Origin of the sequence: Pseudarthrobacter sp. H2 (assembly GCF_050157045.1) — a bacterium.
In the GTDB taxonomy this organism is placed as follows: Bacteria; Actinomycetota; Actinomycetes; order Actinomycetales; family Micrococcaceae; genus Arthrobacter.
The window spans coordinates 2,010,718-2,023,219 of sequence record NZ_CP189594.1; the positions used below are offsets into that span (position 1 = coordinate 2,010,718).

Sequence of the window (12,502 nt, forward strand, 5' to 3'; positions counted from 1 at the left end):
TGTTGGTGCAGCGGGCGGGCTCGGCCGGCCATCCCGCTCGTCCGCCGTGTGTACGGGCGACCGGTGCCTCGACGTGGGGGGTCATGGCTTCATGGTAGACCCGGTCGGGTCCTTTGGGGACCCGGTGGATCTTACGGGCGGCGGACATCCGGTGCCTGCGCACCGGAAGCCGGTCTGTCCGAGGACAAATCCGGATTTTGGAGCCTGGCTACGCGCAGGGGAAGAGTCTGGCGGCGGCGCCGGCTGCAGCCCATTGCTCGGCGAAGAGCCGGTAGACCTCACTGAGCGCCGGCCCCAGGGGCTCGATCTGCGTGCTGACCAGGGCCCGCTCGTCCGTGGCGGCCACCGGGTGCCAGTACACCCCGTCGGCGGTGACGGTGACTTCGGGGACCAGTGTTTCGCGGGTGAACTGGACCCCGGTCTCGGCGGCGCCCTGTTGCGCGACCGGGCGGATGACCTGGTCGGTCCGCGGGATGCCCAGCCCGTCGAGAAAATCGTGCAGGGCGGTCAGGTCCGTCGCGTGGGGCGAGGCGATCGTGGCAGCCACCCGGACCCGGAACCCCTCCCCGAGTGCGACGCCGATGCCGGCCACCGCCCGGGCCCAGCTGCCGGCACCGCGGTGCCCGTCGTGGATCTCGGGGGTCGGGGAGTCGAGGCTGATCTGCAGGGCGAACCCGTCCCGCGGCATCGCCTGCAACGCGCGAAGCCCGGGCCCCCGGAACAGCATGCCGTTGGTCAGCAGCGTGGTGGGCAGCAGCCGGACACAGTCGGTGACGATCCGGGCGATATCGGGCAGCAGAAACGGTTCGCCGCCGGTGAGGTAGACCTCCTGGACGCCCCAGTCGGCGCCCGCCCGGACCAGGCGGGCGATCCTTTCGACGCCGAGCTCCCGGCGCTCGGCCCTGGGTGAGGACGCGACACAGCAGTAGTCACAGGCCAGGTTGCAGTGGAAGTTCGTGTACAGCCAGAGCCGTGCCCCGGGCAGTCGGTCCGGTCCCAGCGTAACCGCCGGGTCCGGCAGGCGGCCGCGACGTACGACGACGGCGCCCGGACCGACGTCGGTCCATGACTTGGTGATCAGGGTGTTGCCCGTTCGTTCACACCAGCGTTGGACCAGATCAAACTCGGTCACGGAGCCAATAGTCACCGCACCGGTGGCACCCTCGGCCAGGGTTCCCACCATGCGCACCAGGTCCAGGATCACCACCACTTGGTCACCCCCTGTTCCTCGACGGCGGCGAACAGCCCGGCGTAGCCGTCCAGTTCGGGCCGGACCCAGCGCCGCAACCCCTCGAGCTCCAGGATCCGGCGGTGCTCGGGCCGTTCCCAGTCCATGGCCAGCAACGTGCTGACCCACGGCTCGTAGCGTTCGGCGGGCAGGGTGTCCAGTGCGGTGAACATGCAATGGCAGTACGGTTCGGTCTGCCAAACTGCCTCCAGTGCCTCCGGCATCAGCTCCCCGCCGCCGATGCCTTCCCAGGTGGTGATTCCGAGGGCCGCGACGTCGGCCTCGCCCGCGAGTACCGCGTCGATGGCGTCCAGCTCGCTGCGCCCGGTGTCACCGTGCTTGCCGATGTCACTATCGAACCGTGTCACCTCCAGCAACGTGAGGTCCAGGCCGGCCCGGGCCAGGTAGTGCAGCGGCAGGATGGCGGCCTGGGCCGAGTCCGCGGACCCCAGGGCCAGCCGCTGACCGGCGATGGCGTCCGGGCCGGAGAGCCCGCTTCCGGCGCGGGCGACGAACACTGTCGCGAACCTGGTGTCCGTGTCGCGCATCGCCAGTGCCCGGGCCCGGCCCCCGGTCTGCATGACTGTACGCACATAGGCCAGGTTGGTGTTCCAGATGATGTCGACCTGTCCGGCCCGAAGGGCCTGGACCTGGCGTCCATAGTTGGAGAACAGGACGAAGTCCATCGGAGCCGGCGACTCCGCGAAGTACTCACGGATGCCCTCCCAGATGGGTACCACATTTGGGGTGTAGGCCACGGCCCCCACCATCAGCTGCTCGGACATGATCCGGCCTCCTCAGAACAGCGGCAGGCCGGTCATGGCCCTGCCATAGAAGTCGTAGAGCGCGTCCGCGGTCGGCGCCATCACAGAGCCCGCCCGCGCATCACGGAAGGCCCGTTCAATGGGCAGGTGCTTGGAGAACGCCGCACCCCCGCAGACCCGCATGGCCGCGTCGGTGATCTCGAGTGCAGCATCATTGGCCGAGGCCTTCACCCCGAGCACATGCAGCATCGTCTCTTCCCCGGGAGCCGCGACGCTGCCCGCGGCTTGGGCCAGATAAGCACGCTGCGCTGCCAGGCTGATGCCCATCCGGGCGATCTGGGCCCGGATCGTAGGCAACCCGGCCAGTGACTGGCCCAGGTGTTCGAGCCGGGCCGCTCCAACGTGTTCGACAGCGGCCCGGGCAGCGACAGATGCCAGACCCAGCGAGACCGCCGCGTTGCCGAGGTTGAACCACGGCAGCACCGTCTCCATCATCAGCGCGAAGCCCGCCGCCGGCCCACCCAGCCGGTACCCGACCGGAAGGTCAGCGTCGACAGTCATCGGTGCGGAGTCGTTGCCGCGCAGCCCGAGCCCCCGCCAGGGACCGGCCACGTTCAATCCCGGCGTACCGGCGGGAACGGCATACAGGTCCACCTCACCGGGCACGCCCGAGGGTGTGCCGGTCGAGACCACATAGACATCGGCGTGAGCGGCCGACGTCACCCAACTCTTGTCGGCGCGCAACCGGACCGTAGTCCCGCTGGCGGCCGCGATCGAGACGGGCGCCCAGAAATGCGACCGGGATCCCCGCTCACTGAAGGCCAGCGTGCCCAGCGTTGTCCCGCGCGCCATACCTGCCAGCAGGTCCGGCAGATCCGGGGGCGGCGCGGCCGCGATCGTGACCGCGGCAGCGGCATGCATCAGATAGATCATGGCCGTTGAACCGCATGCCTCAGCAAGCTCGCTAACCACCTCCGTGAACACCACCGGCCCGGCACCGGCACCGCCGGCCTCGACGGGCAGCACCAGCCCCAGCAGTCCGGAACCGCGTAACTCCGCGACCGCCTCAACGGGGTACACCCCGTCGGTGTCCACCCTCTCGGCGTGCTCCCGCGCGACCTTGACTACCTCCTCCAATGCCTGGCTGGTTGACACTTGGCGCATCATTCTCCGTCCGTCGGGCCCACGCGGGCAGGGCACGTGCCAACCAGGATCTGCTGATCAGGGTCACGGCCAGCACCCCTTGAGTATGCACGCCGCCCGGCCCGCAGACCAGAGGCGAGACCTTACGGTTGTCAGCCACCGCGGCCGCCGCACCGCCGGTCGTGGGTCACCATCAGGATGGGGTGGCTTTGGGCGCCAGCGACGTGATCGGCTGCCGGGGCAGGAAACGGAAGAGCAGGGGCCGATTCGGTGGCAACCTCGCCGGACTCTTCCAGGCCATCAGCCCCTACCTGCTCATGAAATATGGCATGAATGGGCTGCGAGATCGATAGACCGTTAGCGTCGGCAGGTTCACTAATTCACAAGCTCCTACTCCATCAACGGCGCAGCGTTCCTGGCGTTCTCCTCCATCGCCGAAAAAACCGGCCGCCAGCTCCGGGCCGGCCGGTCGTTGTCGTTCCTGGGCGGGCTGAGCGAAGGTGCCGGGACCGTGGCCGTGCACAGCCTCTGGCTGATCTTTCCGGGCGCCGCGTGGGACATCGCATCCGTCTGGGCGCTGCTGGTCATGGCCAGCAGCGCCCAGCGGATTATCGCCGGCTACCGGTCCCTGCGGTGAGGCGAGGTCTTGTCCAGCCAGCGGCGGCGGAACCTGACCAGCCCCGTCATGGCCCGCCGGACCACCGGAGAGGCCAGACGCTCCCGGACATCGGCGACGGCGGCATTCCACACACCGTCCGAAAAAGTGGGGTAAGGGTGGGTCGTCCCGGCAATGTCGGACGTTGTCATCCCCTTCTGGACCGCCAGGGTCAGCTCGGAAAGAGATTCCCCGGCCCGCGGACCGACGATCGTGCCGCCCAGGATTTTTCCCCGCCGGTCCACGATGAGCCGGGTGAAGCCTCTCGTCGTGTCTTCGGTTATGGCCCGGTCGACGTGGGTGTGACGGACTGTCCTGGCACGGTGCTGCAGGCGGTTATCGGCTGCGGTAAGCCCGACGGCGGCCACCTCCGGGGAGGTGAACGTCACCCGCGGCACGATGCCGCTGACCCGGCGTTTAAGCCCGAGCACCGCGTTGGAGGCCGCCACCGACGCATGCACGCCGGCCAGATGGGTGAACTGGGGGTTCGCGGTCACGTCTCCCGCGGCCCAGATGAGCGGGTTGGAGGTCATCATCCGCGAATCCGTGATGACATGGCCGTCCTCGTCCAGCCGTACCCCGACCCGTTCCAGGCCAAGACCCGCGGTGCGTGGGGAGCGTCCGGTGGCCAGGAGAACGACGTCGGCGTCCACATCAGCGCCGTGCGCAAGCCGGAGCCGGGATCCGGCATCCGTGGTGACGGCGTTCTCGACCGTGGAGTTCTCGAGGATGCGGACACCGTCGGCTACCAGGCTGTCCCGGACGAGGCCGGCGGCGTCGGGCACCTCCTTGGGGAGGATCCCGGAGCGGACGATCATGGTGACCTCGGATCCGAGGCGGGCGAAGGCCTGCCCGAGTTCGCAGGCGACCGGGCCGCCTCCCACAATGGCCAGCCGCGCCGGAAGGGCATCGAGTTCCCAGATCGTGTCCGAGGTGACAGTCGCCGCGGGGGCCAGTCCCGGGATGCCGGTGCTGACCGGCGCTGCGCCGGACGCGATCAACGCCTGCCGGAAGCGGATCGTTCTGCCGTCAACCTCGGCCACCCCGGGGGTGCGGAACGTCAGGGTGCCCGTGATGACCTGCACGCCGGCGGCTTCGAGTGCCGCAGGGGAGTCGACCGGTTCGATCGTGCTGATTGCGGCGAAGATGCGCTGGCGCACCGCGGCGAATTTCGGAGGTTGCCCGGTCAGCGCGCGCCCGGTCCTGGCGTGTTCGGCTGCCGACAGGAGGGTCTTGGACGGGACGCAGCCGGTCCACAGGCAGTCCCCGCCGGTGCGGGCCTGCTCGACCAGAAGGGTTCGTGCGCCGAACCCGGCCGCCGTGGTGGCACCTATGATTCCGGCCGTCCCGCCTCCGACCACCAGGAGGTCTACGATCGGGTTCTCGACTACCATGATGGACTCCTGGTGGTGTTGTTGAATGCCGGACAGTGCGCCTGCCGCTGTGCTTTTGTCCGCCAACCGCGTCGCTGCGCCGGAAAACCTGAAGGAGCCCCTCCATCCGCGACAAATACACGCTGTTTGCCCCGTTCTACGACCTGTTGTCGGGCGAATACCCTGTCTATCATGCCGGGCGGGCCCTCGGCATCGATGCCCTGGCCCCCACAGCGGGCCAGCAGGTGCTGGACATCGGATGCGGAACAGGACTGAATTTTCCGCTGCTGCAGGAGCGCATCGGTGCCGCCGGGACCATCGTCGGCATCGACCGCAGCGCCGGAATGCTCCGCCAGGCGCTGCGCCGCGCCGAGGCCCGCGGCTGGCAGAACGTGATCCTGATCCAGGCGGACATGGTGCTGCTGGACCCCCGGTCAACCGCCGCCCGCATCCAAGCGAGCGGGGGCTCGGCCGTCTCCGATGCCGCCCTTGCGACCTACTCGTTGTCCCTCATGGGGGACTGGCAGCAGGCCTGGACGAACACGACCGGACTGCTCGCCACGCATGCGCGGGTCGGGGTGGTGGATATGCAGGACCCGGAGGGACGGGCGCGGTGGCTGACTCCGCTGGCACGGCTGGCCTGCGCACTGGGAGGATCCGACATCACCGCCGCCCACTGGCGAGCCGTCGAGGAACGGTGCGTCGACGTCGTGCGTGCCTCGGCCCGGGGCGGGCACCTCCAGATCCGGGCCGGAAAGATGATGCATGACGGGTGAGCCCCCGCCCGGTTCACCTCCTTGGCCTCACCGTGGCGCCGGGCGCAGCTCCCGATGTTTATTTGCTGTGTAGCGCAGATTACTGAACGGCATCATGGGCCGGCCATACGTTGAAGACGTCAGCGAGAAACTCTTTTATGGAAGGTTGCCGTCATGGCTTCTGCATCAGCTCTTTCACGTCCCACGTCCGGCACCGGCATCGGCAGGCGCGTTCTCGCCGGGGCCGCCGGGGGCATCGCCGGCGGTGTCGTGTTCGGGATTCTCATGGCGATGATGGGCATGCTGCCGGTCATCGCGTCCATGGTCGGCTCCGATTCGGCGGTGGTCGGGTTCGGCGTCCATCTGATGATTTCGGTGCTGATCGGCCTTGGCCTGACGGTGTTGTTCGGCACCCGGTTCCTGACCGGGTATGGCCGCGGCGCCCTGGTCGGGCTCGGTTACGGGGCCATCTGGTGGGTCCTTGGGCCGTTGATGATCATGCCGGTCATGATGGGCATGCCCCTGTTCGCCCTGAACCTGGCCGCTCTGATGAGCCTCATGGGCCACATGATCTATGGCGTTATTCTGGGACTGGTGGCGGTCCGCGTCCTGACGAGCCGGGCATGACCGATACCTGCCGGGTCGATGTGGCGGCCACCGTCTCCGGGGACCTGCGCCCGTGGGCCCCGCGGCAACGAGAGGCAGACCCGCTGATGTCAGGACCCGCTGACCCGTTCAGCTGTTTGAATGAAGTTGATCTGTTCGCTGACCTGAGCGCACAGGAGATCGAGGCCATGGATCTCATGGCCCCGGCCCGGCTGTTCCGCCGCGGGGAACTGCTGTTCAGCCAGAGCCAGCGTGTCAAGGCGCTGTTCATCCTCAAATCCGGCCGGGTGCGTATTTTCCGGGTCGCCGAGGACGGCAAGGCCCTGACGATGGCCATCCTGGAACCGGGCGCGGTATTCGGGGAGATGATGCTCGTGGGGCAGCGGATGTATGACAACTACGCCGAGGCCATCGAAGACTCCGCGATCTGCCAGCTCAGCGTGGATGAAGTCGAACGGTTCCTGCTCTCGGATCCCCGCATCGCCATCCGCATCTCGCGGCTCCTGGGCGAACAGGTCGCCCGCCTCGAACAGCGCCTGACCGACCTGGCGCTGCGGCCGCTGGCCGCCCAGGTGGCGTCCACCCTGCTCAAACTCGGTGACGCCGCGGGGCCGACGCGCTTCGGGCAGGCCCGGACCATCCACCTCACCCACGAACAGCTCGCGGGCCTCCTGGGCGCCTCCCGGGAGGCCACCAGCAAGATCATGGGTGACCTCACGGCCAGGAAAGCCATCCGCCAGGGCCGCGGGCGCATCGTCATCCAGGACCGCGACATCCTGCAAAAACTGGCACGGAGTACCTCATGATTACCGCCACGTTCCATGGCCAGGTGATCGCCCGCTCGGAGCAAACGGTCTATCTGGAAGGCAACCACTACTTCCCCGCGGAATCCATAGTGCCGGACGCACTTCAGGACAGCCGGGTCCGGACCCTGTGCTTCTGGAAAGGTGTCGCCCGCTACCACCACGTCCGCGCAGGAGGCCACCGGTCACCGAACGCCGCGTGGTCCTACCCGCGGCCGACACCCCTGGCCCGGATGATCAAAGGCCACGTTGCCTTCGCTCCCGGCGGGGGCGTCATCGTCAGTGATGACCATCCCTGACCGTGCCCCCGCGTCGGTTGGCTTCTTCCCCGCCCAAAGTTTTGTCCTGTCAATCAATCCAGAGATAAGTGAGTACCCGCATGCCACGCATTCCCGCCCACACCGTTGCCACAGCACCCGAAGCCTCCCAAGGAATCGCCCGGAAACTGGAGCAGAAAATGGGCAAGCTGCTCAACATCCACGCCGGAATGGCCCACTCACCGGCCGTGATCGCCTCCTACGAGGGGATCTCCGCCGCCATCGCGGCGCACGGCAGCTTTGACGCCCGCACCCGCGAAGCCATCGCCCTGGCCGTCGGAAACCAGAACGGCTGTGACTACTGCCAGGCCGCCCACACCCTCTCCGCACGCCGGGCAGGACTCGACGACGAACAGATCCTCGCGATCCGCGCCGGCGAAGTGGACTTCGACGACAAACTCGAAGCCATCTCTTCCGTCGCTCGCGAAGCCGCAGCCAGGACCGGAAACGTCTCCGACGCGACCTGGCAGGCGGCCCTTGACGCCGGCTGGAGCGCCGAGGAGCTGTCCGAGGCGTTCGCCCACATCGCGGCAAACCTGTTCACCAACTACTTCAACCACTACGCCGGAACAGAACTGGACCTTCCCGCCGTCCCGGAACTGACCGCCTAAGACACCGCGAGTCGGCAGGAGCAGGCGTCTGCTCCCGTCTGCTCCACGCTCCCCGGCGCCTTCCACACGGCCCACGTAACTTCGGGCTAAAAGCACCGAGGTGCTGAACAAGGTCTCACGGACCCTGACCACCGGTGATCTGCTGAGACTGAATCAGGACGTCTCCGGCGACCGCAAAATAAACCCCGGCACGCGGCCGCAGTCTGGCTCAAAGACAAGGGATTCACCCCATAGACCACTGGGCGGGCGCTGGGCCGGGGCATGACGGCCGCGATCCGGCGTGCCCGGTCCGCATCAGCCCGCTGTAGCCAGGGCCGTCGGAAGGTCGGGCAGGGAAGTAATAGTGAATTCCGGGGCTTCGAAGTGGCCCGGATAGGCTGCCCCAGTCCTGTTCAGCCACGCCGTGCGCAGTCCCGCGCGGGCCGCGCCGTGGATGTCCCACGGATGGACAGCGACCAGCAGCATGCGCCCAGCATCAGTCCCGGCGGTGGTGGCGGCGTATGCGTAGGAGGCCCGGGCAGGCTTCCACGCGGGGGCGTCTTCGACCGAGAGCAGCATCTCGAACGCGTCCCGGATCCCTGCTGCCGTGAACAGCTTCCCGGCGATCCGGGCCGGGCCGTTGCTGAGTGTGATCAGCCGGAACCCGGCAGCGGTGAGTGCCCTGATCCCCTCGGGGACGTCCGGATGCAGTCCGAGGCCGGTCATGCCGTCCATGATGTGTTCGACCGCCGCGTCCAGGTCACGGTTAAGCTCCACCCCGGTGAGCAGCCCCCTGAGTGCTTCTTTCCCGATCCCGGCGAATGAACCGTTGTCCCCGCTGGCGGTGAGTGCGAACCCGTCGCGCAGCAGCGTGGCAAACCAGAGCCTGGCAAGTTCAGCCGGGGCCCCGGCCTCGCTGAAGCGTGCCCCCATGGGGGACATATCGGAGAGGGTTTCGTTGACATCAAAAACGATGACTGACGGTGCAGTATTCATGGATTCTCCTTGTGCTGAAGTGTTGGTGCCCAGAGACGGTCGGTGAGTTGGATGAAGTTAGTGTTCATGGCGGGTCTTCTTCCGGTGTGGAGGGGCAGGGGGTCAGGAGGCGCAGCAGGAGAGTTTGGAGACGTCAGTGGTGTAGGACTGGGCGGCGATCTTGATTCCTTCGGCCATGGTCAGGTAGGGGCTCCACAGGTTCGCCACCTGCTCGACCGTCATCCCGGCTTCCAGGATGTAGACCCCGGCCGCGGCCAGGTCCCCGGCGTCCTTCGCGACGGCGGTGATCCCCACAATCCGCCCGGTGTCGGCGTCGGCGACGATCTTGATGAAGCCGCGGGTGTCCCTGTTCACGAGAGCCCGGGGGACGTATTCCAGGGGCAGGACCCGGCATTCGCACCGGATGCCGGCCGCGTTGGCTTCCCGGTCGGTCATCCCGACCGCGGCCAGGGCCGGGCTGGTGAAGGTGACCCGGGGCAGGTGCCGGTAGTCGACCCCGCGGCCGGCATTGTTGAAGGCGTTCTCCACCACCAGGGAGCCGTGGAATGCTGCGACGTAGACGAATTCGCGGTGTCCGGTCACGTCCCCGGCGGCCCAGATCCGTGCGTTGGAGCTGGCCAGCCGGCTGTCGACCAGGATCTCGCCGCCGTCCCCGGTCTTGACGCCGACCGCGGCCAGGTTCAGGCCCTCCGTGACCGGCCGGCGTCCCGTGGCGACCAGCACCCTGGCGGCCCGGAATTCCTCCTGCCCGCCGGAGACGGCCGCGGTCGCAACGATCCCGCCGGTGGCCCGGTCCGTGCGCACCGAGGACACGGCCGCCCGGCGGACGACGCGGATACCTTCGTCGGCGAACACGCCCATCAGGGCCCGCGAGGCATCCGGTTCCTCCGCCGAGGCCAGGCGGGAGCGGACCAACATGGTGACCTTGGAACCGAGCCGGGCGAAAAGCTGGGCCTGTTCCAGTGCCACGTACCCGCCGCCGATCACCAGCAGGGAGTCAGGGACCTCCTCGAGTTCCATCGCCGTGGTCGAGGTCAGGTAGCCCGTGTCCTGCAGCCCCTCGATCGGGGGCGCCCACGGGGCCGACCCGGTGGCGACCAGATAGTGCGCGGCCCTCACGGATTCCCGGGTCTCGTCCTGTCCGGTGATTTCCAGGACCGGATCGTCCTGGGTGCCGGCGAACACGGCGTTACCCTGCCGCAGTTCCCAGCCGTAGTCCGCGATCAGGTCCACGTACTTATCCGAACGCATCGTCTCCACCAGGGAACGCTTCCCGCCGATCAGCGCGGCCATGTCCACCGGCCCGGCTGAGGTGCTGATGCCTGGGAACCGGCCTGCTCCGTCCAGGGCGACGTGGCGTGCCTCTGCCGCGGCGAGGAATGCCTTGGAGGGAACGCAGCCGGTGTTCACGCACGTCCCGCCCACGGTGGAACGCTCTATCATCAGGACCCGTTTGCCCAGGTTGGTGGCCCGGATCGCGGCCGCGAACGCTCCGCCGCCGGAGCCGATGACGGCCAAATCAAACCCAGGTGTTGGTTCAGACATGAAATCCTCCAAGTCGTACAGCAGCGCCGTCCCGCAACGGTGCCTCGTGTATGGGTCTGACCCCAGTCTGCACCTTCCACCACGGGGGAAGGTCAAGAGGCCGACCAGCCACCGGCACGGAACCGCGGAGCCCTGACCCGGCTCAACGGGCCCGGAAAGGGTTGGCTTTCCCGGCCGGGACAGCACACACGGGTTCCTGGACCCGTTCTTGACCTTCCACTAAACTGGAAGGTCAAAAGGGAGATCCCCCGGGACAAGAGGTGCATGATGCGCATTGGCGAAACCGCCGCAGCCGCCGGCATGACGACCAAGACCCTGCGGTTCTACGAGGACCGGGGCCTGTTGCCGGCCGCCGACAGGGCACCGAACGGATACCGCGACTACGCCCAGCAGACGGTCAGCAGGCTGGAATTCATCCGCCGCGGCCGCACCGCCGGGCTGACCCTGGCCCAGATCGGTGACATCCTCTCCGTCCGGGACGTCGGCCAGGCCCCCTGCGTACACGTGCGGGATCTGCTGGCCGAACAGCTCCGCGACCTCGACGCCCGGATCGCAGAACTCACCGCGCTGCGTGCAACCGTCGCCGAATTTCATGACGCCGCGGCCGCAGGGGACCCCGCCGCCTGCGACCCCGAACGCATCTGCAGCTACCTCTAAACCCGACCAGATCCCGGCGCCCGTCCTGCACCGCTGAATTTCCGCAGGCCCAAGGAATACATAAGACGCGCAACCGCGGCACACCATCCTCGCCAGATCCGCGCAGACCATCACCGGCACCGGACTCCATCGGTCCACGACGATCCCGGCCACCGGACCGAGCAGAAGAACCGGCACGATTTCGGCAGCGACAACACCGGCCACGCCCAGACCGGAGCCGGTCAGATCCAGCACCAGCAGGCTCAGCGCCACGGTTGCGAAAGCGTCACCGGCGGGTGAGGCCGTGCGCGCCGCCCAGAGCTGCCGGTATGCCAGGCGCGCGAAAACCGCCCGGATGCCCGGCGGCCTACCTGGCGTTCGTCCGCTCAGCTGATCTTCTCCATGCTGTGCCCGCAGCAGCACGTTGGGTTCTTGTCCCCTCCGTGGCCTTCCGCTGCACCCTTCGTCACCGTGATCTCACAGGCGCACGACGCATCCGGACAACGGTAGACCTCACCTAGTTGTAAAGCCATTTCCTCCACCTCCTCCTCGTACGTCCCACGCTAAAACCTTGACCCGGGGGTAACGTCAATACAAGGAGGAAATAATGGGAACCCTGCTCACGATCAGCCAGGCCGCCAAAGACACGGGCCTCACGCCCAAAGCGATCCGGCTCTACGAGCGACGCGGGCTGATCCGGACCCCGCCGCGAAGTTCCGGCGGATACCGTCTGTACACCGCGGATGATATCGACACCATGGCGTTCATCCGGCGCGCCCGTTCCCTCGGGCTCGCCCTGGACGACATAGCGGGCATCCTCACCATGCAGGAAGAATCAGGAACGCCGCCCTGCGCAACCGTCCGCGGCATTCTCACACAACGCGTCCAGGACATAGACGACACCATCGCCCACCTGGCAGTTCTGAGATCCGCCCTGGTCGCCACGCGCGACTCCGAGGCCCTGCCCGGCGAAGCGCACGACGGATGCCCAATCGTTAATGCCGGACACCGTCGCATGGAGAGCATTCAGACAGATACCCCTACGAGCCGCCCAAAGCCGTGAAGTGCCCGTGATCGCGCGGCAGCCTGCG

The 12,502-nt window shown here is 67.7% G+C and carries 14 protein-coding genes and 1 pseudogene; 8 read left to right on the forward strand and 7 right to left on the reverse strand.

Features of this window, described 5'->3' with window-relative positions; all coding sequences use genetic code 11:
* Positions 1–208 precede the first annotated feature (208 nt).
* From ACQCSZ_RS09540 to fadE16, 3 genes are read right to left on the reverse strand one after another with little or no spacing between them, the layout of a single operon-like run.
* Entirely contained in the window at positions 209–1,210 is a 1,002-nt protein-coding gene (locus ACQCSZ_RS09540) for an Rv1681 family radical SAM protein (protein ID WP_427007759.1), read from the reverse strand.
* Positions 1,201–2,013, reverse strand: coding sequence for an Rv1680 family SBP-like protein (locus ACQCSZ_RS09545; protein WP_427007760.1), 813 nt, complete (start codon positions 2,011–2,013; stop codon positions 1,201–1,203). The genes ACQCSZ_RS09540 and ACQCSZ_RS09545 overlap by 10 nt, the downstream gene beginning before the upstream one ends.
* A gap of 12 nt (positions 2,014–2,025) precedes the next feature.
* Positions 2,026–3,147 carry an Rv1679 family acyl-CoA dehydrogenase gene (gene fadE16, locus ACQCSZ_RS09550; RefSeq protein ID WP_427007761.1) on the reverse strand — a complete coding sequence of 374 codons (1,122 nt, stop codon included), beginning with the start codon at positions 3,145–3,147 and terminating at the stop codon, positions 2,026–2,028.
* A gap of 499 nt (positions 3,148–3,646) precedes the next feature.
* Here fadE16 and ACQCSZ_RS09555 point away from each other — a divergent pair, with 499 nt between their 5' ends.
* On the forward strand, positions 3,647–3,772 hold the full coding sequence (locus tag ACQCSZ_RS09555) for a hypothetical protein (protein WP_427007762.1): 126 nt from the start codon (positions 3,647–3,649) through the stop codon (positions 3,770–3,772).
* On the opposite strand, the gene ACQCSZ_RS09560 is transcribed toward ACQCSZ_RS09555, so the two are convergent.
* Positions 3,754–5,184, reverse strand: a complete 1,431-nt coding sequence (locus ACQCSZ_RS09560; protein WP_427007763.1) for a dihydrolipoyl dehydrogenase family protein — start codon at positions 5,182–5,184, stop codon at positions 3,754–3,756. The two genes, ACQCSZ_RS09555 and ACQCSZ_RS09560, sit on opposite strands and share 19 nt — an antisense overlap.
* 146 nt (positions 5,185–5,330) lie before the next feature.
* Between ACQCSZ_RS09560 and ACQCSZ_RS09565 the strand changes: the two genes are divergently transcribed.
* The 5 genes from ACQCSZ_RS09565 to ACQCSZ_RS09585 all read left to right on the forward strand — a co-directional run bounded on the left by ACQCSZ_RS09565 (position 5,331) and on the right by ACQCSZ_RS09585 (position 8,255).
* Positions 5,331–5,939, forward strand: coding sequence for a class I SAM-dependent methyltransferase (locus ACQCSZ_RS09565; RefSeq protein WP_427007764.1), 609 nt, complete (start codon positions 5,331–5,333; stop codon positions 5,937–5,939).
* A 153-nt stretch (positions 5,940–6,092) separates the two neighbouring features.
* Positions 6,093–6,545: a hypothetical protein gene (locus ACQCSZ_RS09570; protein ID WP_427007765.1), complete on the forward strand. Its 453-nt coding sequence runs from the start codon at positions 6,093–6,095 to the stop codon at positions 6,543–6,545.
* Positions 6,542–7,330 carry a Crp/Fnr family transcriptional regulator gene (locus ACQCSZ_RS09575; protein WP_427007766.1) on the forward strand — a complete coding sequence of 263 codons (789 nt, stop codon included), beginning with the start codon at positions 6,542–6,544 and terminating at the stop codon, positions 7,328–7,330. The genes ACQCSZ_RS09570 and ACQCSZ_RS09575 overlap by 4 nt, the downstream gene beginning before the upstream one ends.
* Entirely contained in the window at positions 7,327–7,626 is a 300-nt protein-coding gene (locus ACQCSZ_RS09580; RefSeq protein ID WP_427007767.1) for a DUF427 domain-containing protein, read from the forward strand. The genes ACQCSZ_RS09575 and ACQCSZ_RS09580 overlap by 4 nt, the downstream gene beginning before the upstream one ends.
* 80 nt (positions 7,627–7,706) lie before the next feature.
* A complete protein-coding gene (locus tag ACQCSZ_RS09585) occupies positions 7,707–8,255 on the forward strand; it encodes a carboxymuconolactone decarboxylase family protein (RefSeq protein ID WP_427007768.1) in 549 nt (182 codons plus the stop codon).
* Between the two features lie 294 nt (positions 8,256–8,549).
* Here ACQCSZ_RS09585 and ACQCSZ_RS09590 read toward each other — a convergent pair whose 3' ends face one another.
* Together ACQCSZ_RS09590 and merA are read right to left on the reverse strand one after the other, a co-directional pair.
* Positions 8,550–9,230, reverse strand: a complete 681-nt coding sequence (locus tag ACQCSZ_RS09590) for a haloacid dehalogenase type II (RefSeq protein ID WP_427007769.1) — start codon at positions 9,228–9,230, stop codon at positions 8,550–8,552.
* A gap of 102 nt (positions 9,231–9,332) precedes the next feature.
* Entirely contained in the window at positions 9,333–10,775 is a 1,443-nt protein-coding gene (gene merA / locus ACQCSZ_RS09595) for a mercury(II) reductase (protein ID WP_427007770.1), read from the reverse strand.
* Positions 10,776–11,042: 267 nt separating this feature from the next.
* On the opposite strand from merA, the gene ACQCSZ_RS09600 reads away from it, so the two are divergent.
* Positions 11,043–11,432 carry a heavy metal-responsive transcriptional regulator gene (locus ACQCSZ_RS09600; protein ID WP_427008299.1) on the forward strand — a complete coding sequence of 130 codons (390 nt, stop codon included), beginning with the start codon at positions 11,043–11,045 and terminating at the stop codon, positions 11,430–11,432.
* Between the two features lie 96 nt (positions 11,433–11,528).
* Here ACQCSZ_RS09600 and ACQCSZ_RS09605 read toward each other — a convergent pair.
* A pseudogene (locus ACQCSZ_RS09605) lies at positions 11,529–11,834 on the reverse strand (MFS transporter); the annotation flags it as partial.
* A gap of 184 nt (positions 11,835–12,018) precedes the next feature.
* Here ACQCSZ_RS09605 and ACQCSZ_RS09610 point away from each other — a divergent pair.
* Positions 12,019–12,474, forward strand: coding sequence for a MerR family transcriptional regulator (locus ACQCSZ_RS09610; protein ID WP_427007771.1), 456 nt, complete (start codon positions 12,019–12,021; stop codon positions 12,472–12,474).
* The last annotated feature ends 28 nt before the right edge of the window (positions 12,475–12,502 follow it).

What these genes read in the sequence shown, in the direction of transcription:
- ACQCSZ_RS09545 (WP_427007760.1), bottom strand. Translation starts at nt 2,013, where the DNA reads ATGTCCGAGCAGCTGATGGTGGGGGCCGTGGCCTACACCCCAAATGTG.
- ACQCSZ_RS09560 (WP_427007763.1), bottom strand. Translation starts at nt 5,184, where the DNA reads ATGGTAGTCGAGAACCCGATCGTAGACCTCCTGGTGGTCGGAGGCGGG.
- ACQCSZ_RS09570 (WP_427007765.1), top strand. Translation starts at nt 6,093, where the DNA reads ATGGCTTCTGCATCAGCTCTTTCACGTCCCACGTCCGGCACCGGCATC.
- ACQCSZ_RS09575 (WP_427007766.1), top strand. Translation starts at nt 6,542, where the DNA reads ATGACCGATACCTGCCGGGTCGATGTGGCGGCCACCGTCTCCGGGGAC.
- ACQCSZ_RS09580 (WP_427007767.1), top strand. Translation starts at nt 7,327, where the DNA reads ATGATTACCGCCACGTTCCATGGCCAGGTGATCGCCCGCTCGGAGCAA.
- ACQCSZ_RS09585 (WP_427007768.1), top strand. Translation starts at nt 7,707, where the DNA reads ATGCCACGCATTCCCGCCCACACCGTTGCCACAGCACCCGAAGCCTCC.
- ACQCSZ_RS09590 (WP_427007769.1), bottom strand. Translation starts at nt 9,230, where the DNA reads ATGAATACTGCACCGTCAGTCATCGTTTTTGATGTCAACGAAACCCTC.
- merA (WP_427007770.1), bottom strand. Translation starts at nt 10,775, where the DNA reads ATGTCTGAACCAACACCTGGGTTTGATTTGGCCGTCATCGGCTCCGGC.
- ACQCSZ_RS09600 (WP_427008299.1), top strand. Translation starts at nt 11,043, where the DNA reads ATGCGCATTGGCGAAACCGCCGCAGCCGCCGGCATGACGACCAAGACC.
- ACQCSZ_RS09610 (WP_427007771.1), top strand. Translation starts at nt 12,019, where the DNA reads ATGGGAACCCTGCTCACGATCAGCCAGGCCGCCAAAGACACGGGCCTC.